This window comes from Variovorax sp. GW821-FHT09A10 (genome assembly GCF_059418385.1).
Genome location: NZ_JBWKPT010000011.1, coordinates 38,470 through 58,368, shown reverse-complemented (window position 1 = coordinate 58,368; position 19,899 = coordinate 38,470). Strand labels below are relative to the sequence as shown.

Annotated in this window: 16 protein-coding genes; 2 read left to right on the top strand and 14 right to left on the bottom strand. The window is 68.8% G+C overall.

Annotated elements, in window-relative coordinates; all coding sequences use genetic code 11:
- Nucleotides 1-15 precede the first annotated feature (15 nt).
- The 3 genes from AC07Q9_RS28035 to AC07Q9_RS28025 form a co-directional block, all read right to left on the bottom strand.
- On the bottom strand, nt 16-1,728 hold the full coding sequence (locus tag AC07Q9_RS28035) for a long-chain-fatty-acid--CoA ligase (RefSeq protein ID WP_495312550.1): 1,713 nt from the start codon (nt 1,726-1,728) through the stop codon (nt 16-18).
- Between the two features lie 40 nt (nt 1,729-1,768).
- Entirely contained in the window at nt 1,769-2,548 is a 780-nt protein-coding gene (locus AC07Q9_RS28030) for an esterase/lipase family protein (protein ID WP_489057757.1), read from the bottom strand.
- 536 nt (nt 2,549-3,084) lie between these two features.
- Nucleotides 3,085-4,125: an AraC family transcriptional regulator gene (locus AC07Q9_RS28025; RefSeq protein WP_495312549.1), complete on the bottom strand. Its 1,041-nt coding sequence runs from the start codon at nt 4,123-4,125 to the stop codon at nt 3,085-3,087.
- A gap of 297 nt (nt 4,126-4,422) precedes the next feature.
- Here AC07Q9_RS28025 and AC07Q9_RS28020 point away from each other — a divergent pair, with 297 nt between their 5' ends.
- Both AC07Q9_RS28020 and AC07Q9_RS28015 read left to right on the top strand, forming a co-directional pair.
- Nucleotides 4,423-5,337 carry an alpha/beta fold hydrolase gene (locus tag AC07Q9_RS28020; protein WP_495312548.1) on the top strand — a complete coding sequence of 305 codons (915 nt, stop codon included), beginning with the start codon at nt 4,423-4,425 and terminating at the stop codon, nt 5,335-5,337.
- A 120-nt stretch (nt 5,338-5,457) separates the two neighbouring features.
- On the top strand, nt 5,458-5,868 hold the full coding sequence (locus tag AC07Q9_RS28015) for a hypothetical protein (protein ID WP_495312547.1): 411 nt from the start codon (nt 5,458-5,460) through the stop codon (nt 5,866-5,868).
- Between the two features lie 21 nt (nt 5,869-5,889).
- Here the strand turns inward: AC07Q9_RS28015 and AC07Q9_RS28010 are convergent, their stop codons facing one another.
- The 11 genes from AC07Q9_RS28010 to AC07Q9_RS27960 form a co-directional block, all read right to left on the bottom strand.
- Nucleotides 5,890-6,585: an HAD family hydrolase gene (locus tag AC07Q9_RS28010; RefSeq protein WP_495312546.1), complete on the bottom strand. Its 696-nt coding sequence runs from the start codon at nt 6,583-6,585 to the stop codon at nt 5,890-5,892.
- A 31-nt stretch (nt 6,586-6,616) separates the two neighbouring features.
- A complete protein-coding gene (dhaL, locus tag AC07Q9_RS28005) occupies nt 6,617-8,380 on the bottom strand; it encodes a dihydroxyacetone kinase subunit DhaL (RefSeq protein WP_495312623.1) in 1,764 nt (587 codons plus the stop codon).
- Nucleotides 8,381-8,451: 71 nt separating this feature from the next.
- A complete protein-coding gene (locus tag AC07Q9_RS28000; RefSeq protein ID WP_495312545.1) occupies nt 8,452-10,197 on the bottom strand; it encodes a glycerol-3-phosphate dehydrogenase/oxidase in 1,746 nt (581 codons plus the stop codon).
- A complete protein-coding gene (locus tag AC07Q9_RS27995) occupies nt 10,194-11,798 on the bottom strand; it encodes an FGGY family carbohydrate kinase (protein WP_495312544.1) in 1,605 nt (534 codons plus the stop codon). Before AC07Q9_RS27995 ends, AC07Q9_RS28000 begins: the two co-directional genes overlap by 4 nt.
- 40 nt (nt 11,799-11,838) lie before the next feature.
- Nucleotides 11,839-12,303 carry a D-erythrulose-4-phosphate isomerase gene (derI, locus tag AC07Q9_RS27990; protein WP_489057743.1) on the bottom strand — a complete coding sequence of 155 codons (465 nt, stop codon included), beginning with the start codon at nt 12,301-12,303 and terminating at the stop codon, nt 11,839-11,841.
- Nucleotides 12,304-12,369: 66 nt separating this feature from the next.
- Nucleotides 12,370-13,323 carry a D-ribose ABC transporter substrate-binding protein gene (locus AC07Q9_RS27985; RefSeq protein WP_495312543.1) on the bottom strand — a complete coding sequence of 318 codons (954 nt, stop codon included), beginning with the start codon at nt 13,321-13,323 and terminating at the stop codon, nt 12,370-12,372.
- Nucleotides 13,324-13,409: 86 nt separating this feature from the next.
- A complete protein-coding gene (locus AC07Q9_RS27980; protein ID WP_495312542.1) occupies nt 13,410-14,525 on the bottom strand; it encodes an ABC transporter permease in 1,116 nt (371 codons plus the stop codon).
- Between the two features lie 21 nt (nt 14,526-14,546).
- A complete protein-coding gene (locus AC07Q9_RS27975; RefSeq protein ID WP_495312541.1) occupies nt 14,547-16,082 on the bottom strand; it encodes a sugar ABC transporter ATP-binding protein in 1,536 nt (511 codons plus the stop codon).
- Entirely contained in the window at nt 16,079-16,735 is a 657-nt protein-coding gene (locus AC07Q9_RS27970; protein WP_495312540.1) for a DUF2291 family protein, read from the bottom strand. The genes AC07Q9_RS27975 and AC07Q9_RS27970 overlap by 4 nt, the downstream gene beginning before the upstream one ends.
- Nucleotides 16,736-16,837: 102 nt before the next feature.
- Complete coding sequence (locus tag AC07Q9_RS27965) at nt 16,838-17,803, bottom strand: sugar-binding transcriptional regulator (protein ID WP_495312539.1); 966 nt, start codon at nt 17,801-17,803, stop codon at nt 16,838-16,840.
- Between the two features lie 224 nt (nt 17,804-18,027).
- Nucleotides 18,028-19,899 (bottom strand): ATP-binding response regulator, encoded by a 1,872-nt coding sequence (locus tag AC07Q9_RS27960; protein ID WP_495312538.1) that lies wholly within the window; start codon nt 19,897-19,899, stop codon nt 18,028-18,030.

Genomic DNA, 19,899 nt, shown 5'->3' with positions numbered 1-19,899 from the left:
GGGGAATGCGCGCGCTCAGGCGGTGGCCGCGGCGACGGCCTGCTTGCGCAGCTCTTCGTCCACGAGGTCTTTCTTGGAGAGCTTGCCCACCGCCGTCTTGGGCAGCGCGGCGCGGATCTCCAGGGCCTGCACCATCTCGTGCTTGCCCACGCGCTCCTTGAGAAAGCTTTGCAGGGCCTTGATGTCGAAGGCCTCGGCGCCGGGTTTGAGCGTGATGAAGGCCTTGGGCGACTGGCCGCGGTATTCGTCGGGCACGCCGATCACCGCCACCTCATGCACGGCCGGGTGCTGGTAGATGGCCTCTTCGAGCACGCGCGGATAGACGTTGTAGCCGCTGCACAGCAGCATGTCCTTGCAGCGGTCGACGATGAAGACGAAGCCGTCCTCGTCCATGTAGCCCACGTCGCCGGTGCGAAAGAAGCCGTCGAAGGTGGTGCTGTCGGCCGTGGCCTCGGGCTTGTTCCAGTAGCCCTTCATCACGTTGGGGCCCTGGATGCACATCTCGCCCTTCTCGCCCAGCGGCACGTAGCGCGTGGGGTCTTCGAGGTCGAGCATCTTGATGACCACACCCGGGTGCGGAATGCCGCACGAGCCCGCCTTGCGCTGGCCGTGCGCGGGCGAGAAGGTGCCGGTGGGCGAGGTTTCGGTCATGCCCCAGCCTTCGGCCAGCCAGGTGCCGGTGATGGCGCGGAAGCGCTCGCCGACCTCCATCGGCAGCGGCGCGCCACCCGAGTTGCACAGCTTGAGCGAGTGCAGGTCGTACTGCGGCGTGTCGGGGTCGCCGATCACCGCGGTGAACATGGTGGGCACGCCGCAGAAGGTGGTGAGCTTCTTCTCGGCGATGTCGCGCAGCGCGGCCTTGGGGTCGAAGCGCAGGTGCTGCACGATCTCGGCCGCCAGGCGCACGCCCAGCAGCAGGTTGACCGTGAGCGCGTAGATGTGAAACGGCGGCAGCACCGCGAGCAGCCGCTCGGTGCCCATCTGCAGCACCGGCGGCGTGCCCGACTGCGTGATCACCACCTGCTCGCAGGCCGACGACAGGTTGGCGTGCGTGAGCATCGCGCCCTTGGGCAGGCCGGTGGTGCCGCCCGTGTACTGCAGGATGGCCAGCGCCTCGCGCGGATCGCCGAGGGGGTGCGGCGTGTAGCGGCCGTCGTTGTCGAGCAGGTCGGAAAAACGCAGGTGGTGCTCGTCGCCCGAGATCTCGACCGTTTCGTTCTTCGCCTTCATCTGCGCGGCCACCTGCTCGGGCGCGCCCGTCATCTCGGCGAGGTTGCCGACGATGAGCTTCTTCAGCCGCGTCTTGCCGAGCATGGCGGCCATCTGCGGGTACAGCGCGGCCAGGTCGAGCGTGATGAGGACATCGGTCTGGCTGTCCTCGATCTTGTGCTCGAGCACCTTCGCCGCATCGAGCGGCGAGTAGTTGACCACCGTGCCGCCTGCCTGCAGCACACCGAACAGCGCGACCAGGTAGTGCGGCGTGTTGGGCAGGAACAGGCCCACGTGCACGCCGGGGCGCACGCCCAGGGCCTGCAAGCCCTTGGCGGCGCGATCGACCAGCGCGCCGAGCTCGCGGTAGTTCAGCCGCTTGCCCATGAAGTCGATGGCCGGCCGGTCGGGAAAACCGGCCACGGCATCGGCCAGGATCTGCTGGACCGAGGTGGGCGTGATCGCGTGGTCCCACGCCACGCCTTCGGGGTAGGAAGCCAGCCAGGGCTTGCTGTTCATGTGCGTCTCCAGGAAGTGAACGGGTGGGTGAAGCGGCGCGTCAGGCGGCCTTGCGCACGTCGCGGTGCGGATCGAGGTACAGCAGGCGGCGCAGGCCTTCGCGGCGGAACGGCTTCCACTGGCCTTCGGGCTGCGCGAGCCGGTCGGCAATGGCGTAGAGCACCACCGGGTTGTGGCCGAGGCCGCAGTGGCTGCCCTCGACCTCGATGTTTTCCGAGGTCGCGGTCTCGCGTTCGCGGCAGCCCTGCCAGGCCACGATGCCGTCGCTGCGGCTGTAGATGGCGCTGGCCGGCACGGGTGGCGGCGTGCGCATGCGTTCGCGCTCGGGCCAGTCCTCGACCTTGCGCTCGCTCACCCTCTCGTACAGCCGCCACGCGTTGCTCGCGCGCGGCTCGCCGGCGAACGGGCTGCCCAGCGTGATGACACTGCGCACCTGCGACGGTGCGCGGCGCGCCAGCTCGCGTGCGAACACACCGCCCAGGCTCCAACCGACGATGCTCACCTTGCGCTGGTAGCGCTCGTGCAGCTCGGCCAGGCGCTCCTGCATCTGGTCTTCCACGCCGGGGCGCGGGCCGAAGTTGGGACCGAGCTTCCATCCGTGCGCTCGGTAGCCGCGGTCGCGCAGGAAGGCGCGCAGCGGCTGCGTCGAGGCGTCGCTCGCCGAGAGGCCGGGCAGCACGAGCACGGGATGCCCGTCGCCCGCGGGCGCCATGCGCAGCATCGGGGCCATGGTGAAGAACGCGGACAGCTCCGCCACGGCGCGCCACTCGAGCATCAGCAGGCGGCGGGACGGCGGGGCCATCGAAGAAGATTCGGTCATGGTCATCTCGGGAGTGGAGGGAAAGAGAAAGAGAAAAAAAGTGAGGCGAAGAAAAAGCCCGACGTGCAGACGCGATGCACACGGCTACCCGGTCGGGCGGTCGTTCGAGAGAGGATCGAGATCGGGGAAAAGGGGTGAAGGCGCCGCGCAACGGCGGCGCCCGGCCTGTGAGTCGGCTCGCATGCATGGTGTGAACCCGCCGCGTACGTCCAGTCCGTGCCGGGCATGCCGGCACGCGCGAGGTGCATCCATGTGTTGTCTCCTGTCGGCCTCGTCCGGGCCTTCAGCGAGGCTCGGATCGGGCACTTTGTTGTCGTTGCTCTGGGCGCCATCTTTTCGCGGCGACGTCGACAAGAAAAGGTGCGATGCGACCACTTCGCGGTGATTTCGGGACGCGTGTGGAAACGACGCGCAGGCGCGGCTCTCAACTGCGAACAGCGGTGTGGATCGACAGCCACGCGAACGCTGCGCGACGGCGCGCGCACGTGGTTCAGCAGTGATTCACGATGCCCGATGCGGTATCGCGCAGGCGTGGCTCAGGCCTTCGCCGCGCGGTAGTCCTGCGGGCTGCGACCGGTCCAGCGCACGAAGGCGTGGCGGAAGTTCGAGGCGTCGCTGTAGCCCAGTCGCTCGGCGATTTCCTCGGTGGTCATGCGCGTGGTGCGCAGGTACTCGATGGCCAGCACGCGGCGCACATCGGCCAGGATGCCGCGGTAGGTCGTGCCTTCGGTCTCGAGGCGTCGGCGCAAGGTGCGCGGATGGATCGACAGCTCCGAGGCCATCGGCTCGATGGTCGGAAAGCGCCACGGCATGTGGTCGATCAGCGTGCGCCGCACCACCGACGAGACACCGCCCGAGCGCGGCAGGTCGGCCAGCACCTGCTGGCACATCTCGCTCACCATCGCATGCGTGACCGAGTCGGGCAGCCGCGACGGATGGCCCACCCACGGCGAGCCCACATGCAGTTCGTCGCGCGGCTGGCCGAACGCCACGGGGCAGCCGAACAGCGTGCGGTAGGCGCTCAAATCTTCGGGCTCGGCGAAGCGCACATGCAGTGCGGAAAGACCGAACGACGGACCGAAGAGATCGCGGCCCAGCCGCAGGTGCACCGCAAACGCGAACTCGAGCGCGAAGCGGTACAGCGGGTCTTGCGGGTCGGACGACAGCAGCACCTCGTAGGGCAGCACCGCGGTGCCGCCGCTGCAGGTGTACGACACCGGCCCGGCCACGGGGCCCATGACGCGGTTGTACTTGATGGTGAAGTCCATCAGGTCGGCATGCGTGGGGCTGCTCAGCAGCCCGTAGCCGTACATGCCGTAGGCCGTGAGGTGCATGCGGATGCCCGCGCGAAAGGCGATGCTGGGACCGGGTGCCAGACGCACCGCGTTGCGGAAGACCACGGCCGCCTGCTCGTAGGAGATCCGCGTTGCCGGTGCGCGCAGCTGGTCTTCCGTCAGGCCACTTCCGCTCAGGGTGTGTTCCGGTGCGATGCCTTCTTCGACCAGGGTGGCGACGATGGCTGCGACGCGCTGGGGTCCGTAGACGCGTGACGCGAAGTCGGGTGGCGAACGATGCACGACGATTCAATCCCTTCAGAACACGTGCCTTCGATTGCGAGCCGCCACGGGCTTCGCACTCCAAGGTCGTCGCAGGATATCGAAGCGTTCTGCAGGCGCAGACTCGGAGTTTCCCGATAGTGCCAAATTGTCCCGAAGTCACTCGCGGTTGGTCTGAACGAACCTTTCTCGCTGCGGGGCCCCACGGAAAGATCGTCCACGAAACACCGTCCCGGCCGCAGGGCACAAAGCGCAACGCGCGACGGTTGCCTTTCGCTTCTCTTCCTTTCTCTCCCCTTCCTTTCACCTCCACGCACCATGCATCGCGACCCCGCCTCCACCCTGTTCGCTTCGTCCAATGGCATCGAGCTGGCGTATGACTGCTTCGGCGATCCGGCCGCGCCACCGCTGCTGTTGATCATGGGCCTGGGCACGCAGATGATTGCGTGGGACGAGGCCTTTTGTGAACGCCTCGCCGCGCGCGGCTACCGCGTCATCCGTTTCGACAACCGCGACATCGGGCTGTCCACGCGCCTGACCATCGCGGGTATTCCCGATGTGGCGAAGCTGCTGGGGCAGGCGCTGGCCGGCGTGCCCGTGAGCGCATCGCAGGTGCCGTACACACTGGCCCACATGGCCGACGATGCCGTCGGCCTGCTCGATGCGCTCGATATCGAGAGTGCCCACATCGTCGGCGCCTCGATGGGCGGGGCCATCGGCCAGGAGATCGCGTTGCGCCACCCGGCACGCGTGCGCACGCTGGTGTCGATCATGGCGACCAGCGGCGCCCCCGACCTGCCGCCGCCCCAACCCCAGGCGCTGCAGGTGCTGCTCACGCCCACGCCGCTGGACCGCGCCGGCTACATCGCGCGCCAGCAGCAGGTGATGAAGGTGCTGCGCGCCGGCTCGCATCCCGAGGAAGAAGCACTCGACGCCGCGCGCGCGGAACGCACGTTCGAACGCGGCCTGCACCCGGCCGGCTACGCGCGCCAGCTCGCGGCGATCATCGCCTCGGGCAGCCGCAGGGAGCGGCTGGCGTCGCTGAAGGTGCCGACGCTGGTGATCCACGGCGATGTCGATCCGCTGGTGCCGATCGAGTGCGGGAAGGATGTGGCGCGCCACGTGCCCGGTGCCCGGATGGTGACCATCGAGGGCATGGGCCACGCGCTGCCGAAGGTGACGTGGACGCCGGTGATCGATGCGATTGCGGGGCACGCAGTCGCGGGCCGCTGATCAACTCCATCGCCGCAGGAGCGCCAGTTTGCGCGAGCGACTTCTGCGCAGGACGCGGCGCGCCATGGAATGCCCAGCCGCATACCCGACTGGCGCGGCCGGAATTCGCACGCATCGGCCATGGCGCATGAGAAGCTGGTGGCGCTTCATCCCTTCGAGAGCGCAATGGCCAAAAAGACACCTGAACAGAAAGCGGCAGAGGAGCTTCGCTACATCGCTGCCAGTGGCGCGGCCCATGCGGCTGAACTCGAGCCCTTCTTGACGGACCCCAATCAGTCCATCCGCGCCGTGGCGGCCATGAACCCGGATGCAGACGCAGAGATCCTGGATCGTTTTGCGAATGACAAATTCTGGGGCGTGCGCGTGGAAGTGGTGCGCCATGCCAACGTCAGCGAGGCCACGCTGCGCAGGCTGCTGGAGTCCGACACCCGCAAACGCGGCGTGGTGCATCACGCCGCGCGCGAGAAGCTGGAAGCGCGCGGTGTGGCGTTTGGTGCGGATGGCATGCCGCACGCCTTCGCGGCCGGCTGAGCCCCGCGCGTTGGCAGCCCCTCAGCGCTGCCTTGCCAACTGGGCGGCGCCCGCGCGCGCCACGAGGTCGAGGTTGAATTCCGTCATCTCGGCAATGCGCACATCGGCCAGGGCAAGCACCTCGTCGGTGAGCGGAAACTCCGGCCCCGGCGCCGCGATGATGCCCATGCCGGCCGCATGCAGCGAACGGATGCCGTTGCCGGAGTCTTCAACGCCGACGGCCTGCGCGGGCGCCACGCCGATCTTCTTCAGCACGTCGAGGTAGATGTCGGGGGCGGGCTTGCCGTGCGCCACGTCGTCGCCATAGGTCGCGGCCAGAAAGACCTGGTCCAGGCCGGTCACCTTCATCACATGCGCGGCCAGTTCGTTCGGCGAACCGGAGGCCAGCGCGACCTTGTAGCGGGTCGCGGCCAGACGCACTGCAGCGATGGCGCCTTCGCGCTCGGGCAGGTGCGCTTCGTACTTCGCCAGCAGCCGGCCCTTGATCTCGCCGGCGATCGCCGCCTCGTCCATGCCGAGCCTGGCGCGCAGGTCGAGTCGCTCGACCATGAGGCGCGACCACATGCGGGTGTTGCAGCCCATGGTCGATTCCTGGTCTTCGGCACTCCAGGTCATGCCGTGGTCGGCGGCGAATTCTTCGCGGGCCTGGCGCCAGAGCACTTCGGAGTCGATGAGGATGCCGTCCATGTCGAAAACGACGGCCTGGATGGAAGTCATGAGAAGGGGTTCCTCGTTGCGGTGATGGGGTTCAATGGGCCAGCTGGCGCTGCAGCGACGTCGCCAGCGTCTGCAGGATCAGGCAGCACGAGGTGGCGCCCGCGTCGAGCACGCCGATCGACCGTGCGCCCAGCCGCGCCGAGCGGCCGATGCGGGCCTGCAGGTCCTTGGTGGCGTCGCGCCCCTGCTGGGCTGCGGCGCTCATCACCGACAGGCAGGCCGCAAAGCCACCGCCCCCGGCGAGCGCGGTGCGGTAGGCATCGCGCGCCGGCACGAGCGTGTCGATCAGGGTCTTGTCGCCGACCTGCGCATGGCCCATGGCCTGCACGTTGGCGACGGCCACTGCCAGCGCATCGCCGAACAGCGCCGCATCGAGGCGCTCATGCGTTGCCAGCGTGTCGACGAAGCCGAGAAAGAAGTGGCCGTACAGCGGCCCCATCGAACCGCCGATGTCGTCCATCAGCGCCTGCGAGAGCTGCTCGAACGCGAGCGGCAGCGACTGGGCCTTGGGCCCGAGCGCATCGAGCCGCGTGCCGCAGCCGGTGAAGCCCTTGGCCATGTTGATGCCGTGGTCGCCGTCGCCGATCAGGCCGTCGATCTCGCTCAGGTACTGCCGGTTCGCCACGATGGCGTCGATCAGGTCGCGCACCACGCCGCCGGCGTCTGCGAGGACCACCGCCGGGCCATGGACCGTTCGCGGAGCCGCGCCGGCGACGGAAGGCTCGACGGCCGATGCGATGGCCGCTGTGGCCGCATGAAGGCTCCCGCTGTAGGTGCGGGCGTTGGCGGCATCGCCGGGCACGCTCAGGCCGACGCTGCGGCACGGGTGCTTCAGGCAGACCTCGAGTTCGTCGTCGAGCTTCATGACGGTGAGCGTCACACCCATCATCTCCAGCGAGGTGAACAGGTTGCCGACCTGGTTGAACGCGACCGTGATGCCCTGGGCCGAGAGGCGCCGCGCCACCTCGCCATAGAGGATGTACTGCTCCATCACCGGCGTCGCGCCCAGCCCCGAGATCAGCACCGCGACCCGGTCGCCCGCGCCGAACGGCAGGTCGGGCAGCACGACGTCGAGCATGAGCTGCGCCATCTCGGCGGCGCTGGCCGTCGCGCGCACGTCGATGCCGGGTTCGCCGTGGTGGCCGATGCCGACCTCCATCGTGCCCGGCTCGATGTGGAAATTGGCCTTGCCGACCGCCGGGATCACACAGGCCGACAAGCCCACGCCGATGCTGCGCGTGTTGGCGATGGCCTTTTGCGCCGCGGCGATCACCTCGTCGAGCGAGCCGCCGAGCGCGGCCTTGGCGGCGCCGACCTTCCACATGAAGATTTCCCCGGCCACGCCGCGCCGCCGCGCCTCGTCGCCCTTGGCAGCCGAGGGCACGTCGTCGTTGGCGACCACGGTCTTGACCACGATGCCCTCGCGCTCGGCCATCTGGCGGGCCATGCCGACGTTCATGTTGTCGCCGGCGTAGTTGCCGTAGAGGCAGGCCACGCCCGCACCGCCGTCCGCGGCGCGGATCGCGTCGAGAAAGCTCCGGGCCGTGGGAGAAGAGAAGATTTCGCCGACCGCGACGGCATCGACCATGCCGTCGCCCACGTAGCCGAGAAAGCCCGGCTCGTGCCCCGATCCGCCCCCGGTCACGACACCCACCTTGCCGCGCTCGGGCGCCAGGGTGCGCTTGACGACGCGCGCGTTGCCGGGCAGCGCCGCCACGCTGTCGGGATGGGCCAGAAGCCAGCCCCCGAGCATGTCTTCGACGACGAGGTCGGGGTTGTTGATGACGCGGTTCATGCTCACGGGACGGGTCTCCTCAGAGGGATGGGGCCGGGTGCGGCCCGAGCGGGTGGGCCGGACGGATGGTTTCAAAGGGGCACGGCAGCCGCCGCGGCAGGCACTGCGGTCGCCACAGGCTCGGCACTGGTGCCGCGCAGCGCGGCGCGCTCTGCCGCGATGAGTTCGCCATAGGCGGCAATCTGCCGGCCTGTTTCGTCGGCCGACCAGCCCAGGTGCGGCGCGATGCGAACGGCGACCCAGGGCGCCAATGCCAAGGCGCCGTCGGCGAGTTCGATCGACAGATGGGTGCGTCGCGTCATCACGTCGGTGAGCGTCTGTGCGCCCTCCGCAACGACGGCATGCACGAGTTCAGCGACCAGGTAGTGCGGCGCACCGGGCAGGGTCGTGCCCAACGCGGGGTCGGACGCGGCCAGTGCCATGAGGTCGCGCACCCGGTCGCCATGACGCTGCAGCAGGCGGCCCGCATCGCCAAGGGTCATGCCGAAGTGCCGCGCCAGGTCGCCCGCGCTGTCGCGCACCGCCAGCCAGTTCGCGGCCCCGACCAGCGGCAGCGTGGCGGTCGACGACGCGGTGCGCACGCCCAGGGGCCTCACGGCGGCATCGACCGCATCGGCCGCCATGCGACGGTAGGTCGTGTACTTGCCGCCGACGACGGTGGTGAGGCCGGGCGGCCCGTCGATCACCGCGTGGTCGCGCAGCAGCGCCGAGGTCGCGTCGCTGGTGCCGACCGACTTCAGCAGCGGACGCAGGCCCGCGAAGGTGCCCAGCACATCGGCGCGGCTGACCTTGCGCTCGAGGTAGGCGTTGAGGTTGTCGAGCAGGTAGTCGACATCGGCCGCTTCGGCGACCGGGCGCGACTTGTCGCCGTTCCACGGGGTGTCGGTGGTGCCGACGAGCCAGTAGCCGTACCAGCGGCGCGCGATGATGACGGAATCGGTGGCGCGGGCGAGGATGCCGGTGTCGGACTGCAGCGCCTGCGGTCGCAGCAGGATGTGCACGCCCTTGGCGGGTTGCACGCGGAAGGTGTTGGCACCCGCGCGTTGCTGGATGTCGTCCGCCCAGATGCCGGTGGCGCTGATCACCGCACGCGCCGCCAGTCGATGCCGCTCGCCGGTCAGCCGGTCTTGCACGACGACGCCCGCGACGCGCTCGCCCTCCTTGATGAAGTCGACCATGGGCGCGCGGGTGATCACCTTGGCGCCGCGGCCGGCCGCGGTGCGCACGACGGCGAGGGTGTGGCGCGCGTCGTCCATGAGCGCGTCGTAGTACTGGACACCGCCGACCACGCGCTGTGCGTCGATCGACGGAATGTGCCGCTTGAGTGCTGCCCGGCCGAAGTGGCGCTGGCGCGGGACGGCGCCGCCCTTCAGGCCGAAGAGGTCGTAGAGCAGCACGCCGGCGCCGACATAGGGCCGCTCCCACCAGGCGTGCGTGAGCGGATAGAGGAACGACTCCGGGCGCGCAATGTGCGGGCACAGGACCTTGACCATCAGGTCGCGCTCCTCGATGGCGTGCGCGACCAGCTTGAAGTTGAGCTGCTCCAGGTAGCGCAGGCCCCCGTGAAAGGTCTTGCCCGATCGCGACGAGGTGCCGACGGCAATGTCGCCCGCATCGACCAGCACCACCGAGAGGCCGCGTGCGACGGCGTCGAGTGCCGCGCCCGCGCCGGTCACGCCGGCGCCGATCACGAGCACGTCGGCGACGCTGCGCGAGGCCTCGGCCAGGTCGCGCTGCCGCTGCGCGGGATGCAGCCAGGTCGCGTCGGCCTGCGCGAAGGCCCGCGCCAGGACGGCGGGCGAGACGAAGTCATTCATTGGGTTTCCTGGACAGGGACGGCAAGGTGGGCACGCCGGATTTCGGCCAAGGCTTGCCATGGCGCGCCCGCCCGCTGTGCGGTTTCGTGGTACTGCCGGTAGATCTGGTCGTAGAGACCGGTCTGGCCCGGGTCCGGCAGGGTGACGGCCTCGTCGAGGTAGGCATCGACCCACTGCGGCAGCATCTGGTGAATGCTCGCGTGGCTGTCGATCGACAGGGCGGCCATGATGGCCGCGCCCGCGGCGCCGCACTCTTCGCGGTTCGACACCCGCACCGGGCGCCCCGTGACCGACGCGACCATCTGCCGCAAGGCCAGGCTGCGCGCAGCACCGCCGGACAGCCGGATTTCTTCGGGCAGCGCGCCGAGCGCGGCATAACAGTCGCGGGTGGCCATCGCGATGCCCTCGAAGACCGCCCGCGCCAGCCCCGCCACGCCCAGCGTGGCGCTGAAGCCGCTGAGCTGCGCACGCGCATTCGCATCGACAAAAGGCCCGCGCTCGCCGCTTTCCGCAATGTAGGGGTGATAGACGGCCTGCGCCGGCGCGGTGGACAGCACCAGCGCGTCGAGCCGTTCGAGCATGCGGGCGCGTGGCAGGGCCGTACCGCCCGCGAGTTCGGCGGCGCTGCCGAGCAGGCCGACCAGCCAGTCGATGTTCAGCGTGGCCGCCATGTGCGAGACGAGCCGCACGCGCAGGCCCGGCGACGGCATGGCGATGGTGTAGCCGGCCTCGGCACTGGGCACGATCGCCGCCACGTTGTCGGTCACCCAGCCGTGCATGCCGGTGCTGCCCAGCACCGAGCAGCCGACATGCCGCAACGCCCCCTGCGCATCGAACGCCACGCCGCCGGCACCGAGCACGCACAAGGGCACATCCATCAGCGGGAGCACCACGGGCAGGCCTTCGGGCAGCCCGGTTTCAGCGGCGGCGCTGCGGCTCAGGGGCGCATGGCTGCGGGTGCCGTCGACGATCGGGGGCAAGAGGTGCTTCAGGTCGGCCAGGCCGAGCCAGGCCAGCGCCTCGTCGTCATAGGCCAGGCTTCTGAAGTCGCCGAAGGTGTAGACGCCTTCGCAGGGGCTGGTCGCCCGCACACCGGTGGCCTTGAAGAAGAGCCAGTCCTTGCAATGCATCGCCGATGCGGCCCGCGCCAGACGTTCGGGCTGATGCGCGCGCAACCACAGCAACTGACCGCTTTGCATCGACAGGCTGAGCGCGTTGCCGGTGCGCGCGGCGAGCCGACGCGACGCTGGTGTCTCGCGCAGCGCCTGCACCTCCCGGCTGGCGCGCGCGTCGAGCCACAGCATCGCGGGGCCGACAGGCCGCCCTTCTGCGTCGATCAGCCAGGTGCCGTCGCCCTGGCCGGTGGCAGCCAACGCCACCGCACGCGCGGCCAGGTCGGGCACGCGCTCGGCGAGTGCGCGCAGGGTGGCGGCGGTGTGGGCCCATGTGCCATCGAGGTCCTGTTCGGCCGCGCCGTCGGGGCCGAGCAGCACCTGGTTCGGCACGCTGGCCATCGCCACCTGGCGCCCTTCGAGATCGAAAGCCACGGCCTTGATGACGGAGGTGCCGGCATCCACGCCGATGATGAGGTCGCGTTTCATCGATGCCCGGTCTGCCGGTCGAACGCTGCGGCCATGTCGGTCAGCATTTCGCGTGGTACTTCGCGTCCAGGGCATCGATCGCCCGGACGTTGCTCGCCGACTTGCCGTTCGGGTCGAAGCTGGACGCCAGGTAGGCCTCGGCCACGGACTTGGCCAGTTCGGGCCCGATCACCCGCGCACCCATCGTGATGACCTGCGCGTTGTTCGAGAGCGCGGCGCGTTCGGCGGAGTAGGTGTCGTGCGTCTGCGCCGCACGGATGCCGGGCACCTTGTTGGCCGAGAGGCACACGCCGATGCCGGTCCCGCACACCAGGATGGCGCGGTCGTAGGTGCCCGTGAGAATGCCCTGGCACACCCGGTCCGAGAGGTCGGCATAGAAGAACTCGGTGCCCTCCTCCGGCAATCCGATGTGGGTCACTTCGAGACCGTCCCGGCCTGCGAAGTGCCTGGCGAGGATCTCGGCAAGGGGCGCGCCGGCGGTGTCCGCGGCAATGGCGAGTTTCATGTGCGTTCCGTTTCTTCGCGCCGACGTGGCCGTCGGGGCGTCTCGTGGCGGGTGGCCCGGCCTTGCTTACTTGGCCAGGACGAACGGTGCCGTGTACTTGGCAGCGTTGCTCTTGGTGATCAGCAGGCAATCGAACAGCTGCTTCTCGGTCTTCGCGCCGGTCTTGCCGGTGCGGATGAACGAATCGGCCTGTTGCACGGCGGCGGCAGCGAACACGGCGACCGGTTGCAGCACCGTGTAGGCCAGCTCGCCGGCCTTGATGGAGGCCACCGAATCGGGCGACCCGTCGAAGCCGCCAACGACGACGCCGCTGAACTTGCCCGCTTTCTTCAGCGCCGCGATGGCGCCGAGGGCCATTTCGTCGTTGCCGCTGATGACGCCCTTGACGTCGGGGTTCGCCTGCATCAGCGACTGCATCTTGTTGTGCCCTTGCGTCCGGTTCCAGTTGGCGACTTCCGAGCCGGCCTTGGCCAGGTCGGGGTACTGGCTCAGCACGGTCTTGAACCCATTCGAGCGGGTCGCGGCGTTGTTGTCGGACGGCGCGCCGACGAGTTCGACGTACTTGCCCTTGTTGCCCATCAACTCGGCCCAATGCTGCGCGCCGAGTGCGGCGCCCTGGGCGTTGTTCGACACCAGCTGCGCCTGTGCCAGGCCTTCCTTGTTGATCTCGGCGTTCACGAGGATCACGGGAATCTTGGCGGCCACGGCCTTCTGCACGGCACCGACGGAGCCACTGGCATTCGCCGGGTCGAGGATGATGGCGACCGACTTGTTGGTGATGGCCGTGTCGACGAGCCGGCTTTCGTTGTTGGTGTCGCCGGTGTGCGCCACGACGACCGCGGTGTAGCCCATCTTCTGCGCCGTGGCCTTCGCCACCTCGCCCTCGGTGAGCCAGTACGGATTGGCCGGGTCGTTCACGATGATCGTGATCAGGCCCTTGCCCTGGCCCCATGCCGGAACGGTCATGAGCGGTGTGAGCGAGAGTGCGGCGAGCAGCGTGCGACGGGTGGTTTTCAACATGACTTCATCTCCCTTGGGTTGGCTTTTCTTCAACAGATGCCGCGGATGCGGCGGACGGAACAGGTCTTCATTCCTCGCAGAGCGCGTCAGGCTTTGGTGGCCGCGGGCCGGGGAGGATGAGATGCAGCAGCAGCAGCGGCAGGGACTGCGGAACGCGCGGGCCGACGGCCGTACCGGATGGAATTCAGCAGCACCGCGAGCACGATCACCGCGCCCGTGAAGACGGTCTGCCAGTACGAGGACACGCCGATGATCACGAGCCCGTCCGACAGGAAGCCGATGACGAAGGCACCGAGCAGCGTGCCCTGCACGTTGCCACGTCCGCCAGTCAGTGCCGCGCCGCCGACCACGACCGCAGCGATCGCGGTGAGTTCGTAGGTGGTGCCTGCCGTCGGGCCGGCCGAGGTCAGTTGCGACGACAGGACCAGCCCCGCAATGGCGGCGCACACGCCCGACAGCACGTAGACGGTGATGGTCGTGAATCGCACCGGCACGCCCGACAGCTCGGCGGCGCGCGCGTTGCCGCCGGTCGAATACACCCAGCGCCCGAAGGCCGTGCGCTTGAGCAGAACGACGGCCACCAGAGCGACCATGGTGAGCACCAGCACGCCCACCGGCATGCCGAAGACCTGATCGAAGCCGAGCCAGTTGAAACCCGTGTTGCCGAGCTCGGGACGGCCGCCCAGGTCGTTGAAGGTCAGGCCGTTGGTGATCAACAGCGCCACGCCGCGCGCAACATAGAGCACACCCAGCGTCGCCACGAAGGCCGGCACCTTGAAGCAGGCGATCAGCACGCCGTTGACGGCCCCGACGAAAGCGCCCAGTGCGCAGGTCAGCAGCACCACGGCCCAGACCGGCAGGTAGAGCACCAGGCCGAGCGCGTCGATGGTCACGCCCTGCATCAGGTAGCCGGCCACGACCCCGCACAGGCCGAGGGTCGAGCCGACCGACAGGTCGATGCCGCCGGTCAGGATCACGATCATCATGCCGATCGCCAGCAGCCCGAAGATGGCGACGTGCGAGGACATGATGAGGAAGTTGCCCGTCGAGAAGTACACCGGCGACAGCAACGAGAACACGGCCACGATCGCGATCAGCGCGAAGAAGGCGCGCCCTTCGAGCAGCAGGCGGACGATGTCGAAGCCGCCGCCCTCCACGTTGGCAGGACGGGAAGGCAGGGCTGTGGATGTGGCTTCGCTCATGGGGATGTCCGCTCGAGGGCTTCAGGCAACCATGGCTTCGCCGGAGGCGGCCATGATCATTTCTTTGGTGGCGTCGGCGCCGAACTGGGCCGAGATCCGCCCCCGTCGCATGACGACGATCCGATGCGCGACGCCCAGGCATTCGCTCACCTCCGAGGTCGAGAAGACGACGGCGAGCCCTTGTCGCGCGCGCTCGGCGAGCAGGCGGAACACCTCGGCCTTGGCACCGATGTCGATGCCCCGGCTGGGCTCGTCGAGCAGCAAGACCTTCGGGTGCGTGGCCAGCATCTTTCCGATGACCACCTTCTGCTGGTTGCCGCCGGACAGCGACCCGATGTCCGCCTGGCCGCTACTGGTCTTGACCGTGACGCGACGGATCGACTCGTCGACCAGTGCACGTTCCCGGAACTTCGACGTGAACAACCCGCGCACGAATGCGCCGATGCTGGCCAGTGAGAGGTTCTGGCCGACGCTCATCGTCTGCACGAGGCCGTCGCGCTGGCGGTCTTCGGGCACCAGGGCGAGGCCCTTTGCGATGCGCTGCGCGATGCTCAGGTGCGACACGTCCTGACCTTCGAGCAGCACGCGACCGCCATCGAGTGCGGACCGGCCGGCCGCGGCCTCCAGCAGCTCGGTGCGGCCCGCGCCCATCAGGCCGTAGATGCAGACGATTTCGCCCGCGCGCACATCGAGCGACACGTGGTCGACCACGTCGACCCCGGCGCTTTCGGTGAGGACGGCGTTCTCGATCGCCAGCGCCACCGGGCCGAAGGGGTAGCCTGTCGGCGGACTGCCGAGATCGAAGTTCTCGCCGACCATGTGACGCACGATCCATTCGAGATCGATCTCGTCGCGCGGCGCCTTCGCCGTCATGGCACCGTCGCGCAGCACCACCGCATGGTCGGTGATCTGCAGCGCCTCCTCCAGGTGGTGCGAGATGTAGACGATGGACACGCCGCGCGAGGTGAGGTCGCGGATCACCTTGAACAGCGCTTCCACCTCCACCGCCGAGAGCGCCGACGTGGGCTCGTCCATGATCAGGATGCGGCTGTTGACGGACAGCGCACGCGCGATCTCGACGATCTGCTGTTGTCCCAGGCGCAGGTCTTCGACGAGCGTCAGCGGATCGATCACCTCTTCGAGCTCGGCCATCAGTGCCTGCGTGCGCCGCGCCTCTTCGGCAAAGTCGACCCCGGTGAGGGTGCGCAGCTCGCGCCCCATGAAGACGTTGTCGCGCACCGAAAGGTTCGGTGCCAGGCTCAGCTCCTGGTGAATGATCGAGATGCCGCGTTCGCGTGCGTCCGCGGCCGAAGCCAGGACGACCGGCACGCCGTCAAGCACGATCTCGCCCGACGTGGGCGTGACCACCCCCGAGAGAATTTTCATCAGCGTGGACTTGCCGGCGCCGTTCTCGCCGAACAGCGTTGTGACCTGCCCGCGGTGGATGTCGAAGTTCACGCCCTTGAGCGCCTGCACGCTGCCGTACGACTTGGCGATGTTTCGCGCCGACAGCACGATCCCGTGGCCGGGATGCGGGGTGACGCAAGCGGCGCTCATTGCACGCTCAGCCGCACGGGCGTGACAAGCCAGCCCGACGGATTGATGAGTTGGAACACACCGACGACCTCGACCTTCTTGCCGGTGAGTGCGTTGCGGTCGAGCGTGCCGAGCACCTGCGTCTTGACCTCGTTGTTCAGCGCCGAGCCCGCGTCCTGGTAGTCGATCTGGTTGGTGAACTGGCCGAAGGCGACGGTGCCCGTCGCGTCGCGCACGTCGGTGCCGTTGATGGCCGGCCCGGTTTGCACGCGCAGTTGCAGGCCTTCAGGCAGGCCGTCGACCGCCACGGTGAAGATGCCTGCACGCCCCTCGCCGACCGTCCCGATGAACCGGACCGGAAAGATCGGTCCGACGCTCCCCGGCTTGCCGTACGTTTCGCCCGCGGCCGCCTTGTCCGCCGCGAGGGCCCGCGCCAGCACCTGGGCGTCGACGGCTGCCTTCTCGATCAGCGACTGGATGGGCGCAAACGCCTTCTTGCCGTAGGCCTCGGCCGAAAACGCGTCGGCCCGTGCGTCTTCTTTGGAGCCGATGCGGACCGCCTTGGTGTCCAGTGCCATCGCCACGAGCAACAGCAGAAGCACCGCCGTCCACACGCAGGCCGACGTGCGCAAACGGAACGGTTGGCGCGCGGGAATTCCGAGCTGAGCACCCATGTGAACCTCCTGCCTGTTGATCTTGTGGACTTGTCTGTGTGTTCCGGTCGGCGTTGGCGCGCTACGGGCACCGACTCCGACGGCCGGAAGATGCGGGCGCGGTCACTGGGCCGGCCCCGCCTGAAGGCGCAGGCACAGCTGCGCGGTCGCCTCGTCGACGATCAGTTCGGTGATCAGGCCGGTGTTGAGCACCGCGCAGATCGCCTCGGCCTTGTACGTGCCGCCGGCCACCGCGAGCACGTCGCGCCCGCGCAAGTCGTCCAGGGAGGCACCGACCGCGCGTTCGTTCATTTCGCACGTCACCGGCTTGCCGTTCGACGCCACGAAACAGCCGGCGAGTTCGCCGACAGCCCCCGCCTTGCGCAGCGCCGCCAGCTCGTCGGCCGTGACCGACTGGGTGCGCAGCAGATGGGTGTCGGGGCCCAGGTCGCCGACGCCGACAACGCAGAGCTGGCACTCGCGCACGAGCTCGAGCACGTGCTGCACGCCGCGCTGGGCGCGCAGCACCTGTGCATCCGCCCGGCTGTCGGCCAGGAACGGCACCGGCATGAAGTAGCACTCGCCGCCTGTGCGCTCGGCCAGCTTGGCGATCAGGTCGAAGGGGTTGGCCGCCGAGCGGCGCGTGAGGCTGCCCAGCAGCGAGACGAAACGGGTGTCGCGGCGAATCGCTGCGGGCATCCGCTCCACCATGGCCGCCAGCGTGCGGCCATGGCCGACGCCGAGGGTGCGCACCTCGCCGGCATCGAGCACACGGGTCAACTGGCGGGCCGCAGCCACCGCCAGTGCGGGGATTGCGTCGGTCGCGTCGTCCAGCGCGACCTGCGTGTCGGGAACGACCACGCAGCGCTTGAGGCCGAAGGCCTGCACCAGCTTGTCTTCGAGCGCCATGCACTCGGCCGGCACACCTTCCACGAAGAACTTGATCAATCCGCTTTGCATGGCCGAGGCGATCAGCCGTTGCACCTTGACGCGAGAGACACCCAGGCGCTCGGCGATTTGCTCCTGCGTGTGGCCGCCCACGTAGGCCAGCCATGCGGCGCGGATGGAAAGGCTCAGTTCGGGGTCCATGTCGTGTATTTTGTGAACATTTGATCTTCAACTGCTCAATTGATCAGTCGATCGAACTTTAGGGATTGCGAGTTGCGCAGTCAATGAACGCGACGTCGGTGTTTTCCCGCGTCATCGCAAGCGCGGAACCTTGCCCAGGCGAGGCATCTGATGGGGTCGCGTGACGCAGCGCGAAGTCGCCGCGTATGTCCGAGGGGCGGAGTGAATCGCGCCGAGGCTTTCAGCTAATCGTTCGAGACACCCGCTCGTGCCCAGGCCTGCGCATGGCCCAGGAAGGCGCGCAGCTGCGAAGGCCGCACCGGCTTGACGAGCACCGGCAGGCCGGCCTCGCGTGCCGCCGCCAGGTAGTCGCCTCCCACATCGCCGGTCACGATCAACGCGGGCAGTTCCGCCTCGTTCAATGCGAGGCGCAGGTCTGCGATGGCCTGGATGCCGCTGGCCTGCGCGCCGAGCCGCAAATCGACCACGAGCGCATCGGGCCGGAAGCCCGCCTGCAGGCAGCCCAGCGCACCCGCCATGTCGCTCGCGGCGCGGACCTCCGCGCCCCAGGAGGCCAGCAGCCCTTGCAGCGCCTGCAACGAACTCTGGTCGTCGTCGAGCACGAGCACGCGCGCGGCCAATGCGGCGGTCGATGACGCGACGAGCCGTTCGGCGTCATCCGTCCGGCCGCCCTCGCTCGCATCGGCCAACGGTACCTGCACGTCGAACACGCTGCCCTGCCCCGGCTGCGAGCGCACGGTCACGCCCAGGTCGAGCAGCTCGCTCAATCGCTTGACAGTTGCGAGGCCGAGGCCGTAGCCCAGGCGGCGGTCGCGCGCCGGGTTATCGATTTGATAGAACTCGTCGAAGATGTGCGGCAGGTGCTCGGGCGTGATGCCGATGCCCGTGTCTTCGATGGCCAGGCGCAGCCGGCCGTTGTCGACCGAGCCGCCGATGCGCACCGTGCCCTTGCGGGTGTAGCGGATGGCGTTCGCCAGCAGGTTGGTGAGCACGCGCGTGAGCAAGGCGCGGTCGCTGCGGACGGTGGCAGGGTCGATCGCCATCTCGAACTTCAGCCCCTTGGCTGCGGCCACCGCCTGGTGCGGCCGGCAGCAGTCGCGCAGCAACTCGTCGATGGCGAAGAGCGACCACTGCGGGCTGATCGATCCGGCATCGGCGCGCGTGATGTCGAGCAGGTCGTCGACCACGTCGGTCATGCCGTCGGCGCAAGCTACCAGCTGCTCCGAGAGCTGTTGCACCTGCGGTTGCGTGCTGACCGTGTGCAGGGTCTGCGCCAGCAGCGCCATCGCGTTGAGTGGCTGGCGAAGGTCGTGGTTGGCCGAGGCGAAGAAGCGCATGCGTGCCGCCACGGCCTCTTCGGCGGTCTGGCGGGCCGAGCGGCTGCGTTCGTTTTCGGCGCTCAGCGCGGTCACCAGTTCGGCATTGCGCCGGCGCTGCGCCTGTATCTCGTGCAGCGCGCGCGAGAGCTCCCTGGAACTCAGCAGCGTGTAGACGCCGATGAGCGTCACGATCAACGCCATGGCCAGGTGGTAGCTGCCGCCGAACCAGATGTCGCGCAGCACCAGCGGGCCGAGGATGAGCACCACATAGGCCATGGCCGCCCGCCCGATCGTCGAGAGGCGGATCGCCCCGCCGAGCGACACCGTCACCATCGCGATGTGAAGAATGGCCTCGGCCTGCGCCGGCCCTTCGTGCCACAGCAGCGCACTGAGCACGCCCCAGAGCAAGGCCAGCAGCTGGTTGCTGGCCATGACGGGCCACACCATCGCCGCCAGGTTCGCGCGCAGCCCGGGCCGCACCGCCCAGGCCAGCCAGAGGCCCATCCGCGCGGCGATGACCAGGCCATAGACGACGACCCACGCCCGCACCCGCGGGCCATCGGGCCCCGCTGCGTATTCGAGGTAGCAGAGCAACCCGCCGACCGCGGCCAGCATCCACGACCACGGCGTGGAGCGGATCATCTGCGTCAGCTGCTCAAGTTGCAGGTCCGACAGGGCCGACCACGCGCGGAGGCGTGCGTGCGGGGCGGGTGCCACGGCCTCCTCCGCCACCACGTCGGCGTTGGAAGGCGCCTGCACCGGGGACGACGCGCTCAT

Excerpts from the sequence above, each read along its gene's own strand:
- AC07Q9_RS27980 (WP_495312542.1), bottom strand. The coding sequence starts at position 14,525 with ATGAGCGAAGCCACATCCACAGCCCTGCCTTCCCGTCCTGCCAACGTG.
- AC07Q9_RS28000 (WP_495312545.1), bottom strand. The coding sequence starts at position 10,197 with ATGAATGACTTCGTCTCGCCCGCCGTCCTGGCGCGGGCCTTCGCGCAG.
- AC07Q9_RS27985 (WP_495312543.1), bottom strand. The coding sequence starts at position 13,323 with ATGTTGAAAACCACCCGTCGCACGCTGCTCGCCGCACTCTCGCTCACA.
- AC07Q9_RS27970 (WP_495312540.1), bottom strand. The coding sequence starts at position 16,735 with ATGGGTGCTCAGCTCGGAATTCCCGCGCGCCAACCGTTCCGTTTGCGC.
- AC07Q9_RS28030 (WP_489057757.1), bottom strand. The coding sequence starts at position 2,548 with ATGACCGAATCTTCTTCGATGGCCCCGCCGTCCCGCCGCCTGCTGATG.
- derI (WP_489057743.1), bottom strand. The coding sequence starts at position 12,303 with ATGAAACTCGCCATTGCCGCGGACACCGCCGGCGCGCCCCTTGCCGAG.
- dhaL (WP_495312623.1), bottom strand. The coding sequence starts at position 8,380 with ATGAACCGCGTCATCAACAACCCCGACCTCGTCGTCGAAGACATGCTC.
- AC07Q9_RS27975 (WP_495312541.1), bottom strand. The coding sequence starts at position 16,082 with ATGAGCGCCGCTTGCGTCACCCCGCATCCCGGCCACGGGATCGTGCTG.
- AC07Q9_RS27995 (WP_495312544.1), bottom strand. The coding sequence starts at position 11,798 with ATGAAACGCGACCTCATCATCGGCGTGGATGCCGGCACCTCCGTCATC.
- AC07Q9_RS27960 (WP_495312538.1), bottom strand. The coding sequence starts at position 19,899 with ATGAGCGCGTCGTCCCCGGTGCAGGCGCCTTCCAACGCCGACGTGGTG.
- AC07Q9_RS27965 (WP_495312539.1), bottom strand. The coding sequence starts at position 17,803 with ATGGACCCCGAACTGAGCCTTTCCATCCGCGCCGCATGGCTGGCCTAC.
- AC07Q9_RS28035 (WP_495312550.1), bottom strand. The coding sequence starts at position 1,728 with ATGAACAGCAAGCCCTGGCTGGCTTCCTACCCCGAAGGCGTGGCGTGG.
- AC07Q9_RS28020 (WP_495312548.1), top strand. The coding sequence starts at position 4,423 with ATGCATCGCGACCCCGCCTCCACCCTGTTCGCTTCGTCCAATGGCATC.
- AC07Q9_RS28015 (WP_495312547.1), top strand. The coding sequence starts at position 5,458 with ATGGCGCATGAGAAGCTGGTGGCGCTTCATCCCTTCGAGAGCGCAATG.
- AC07Q9_RS28010 (WP_495312546.1), bottom strand. The coding sequence starts at position 6,585 with ATGACTTCCATCCAGGCCGTCGTTTTCGACATGGACGGCATCCTCATC.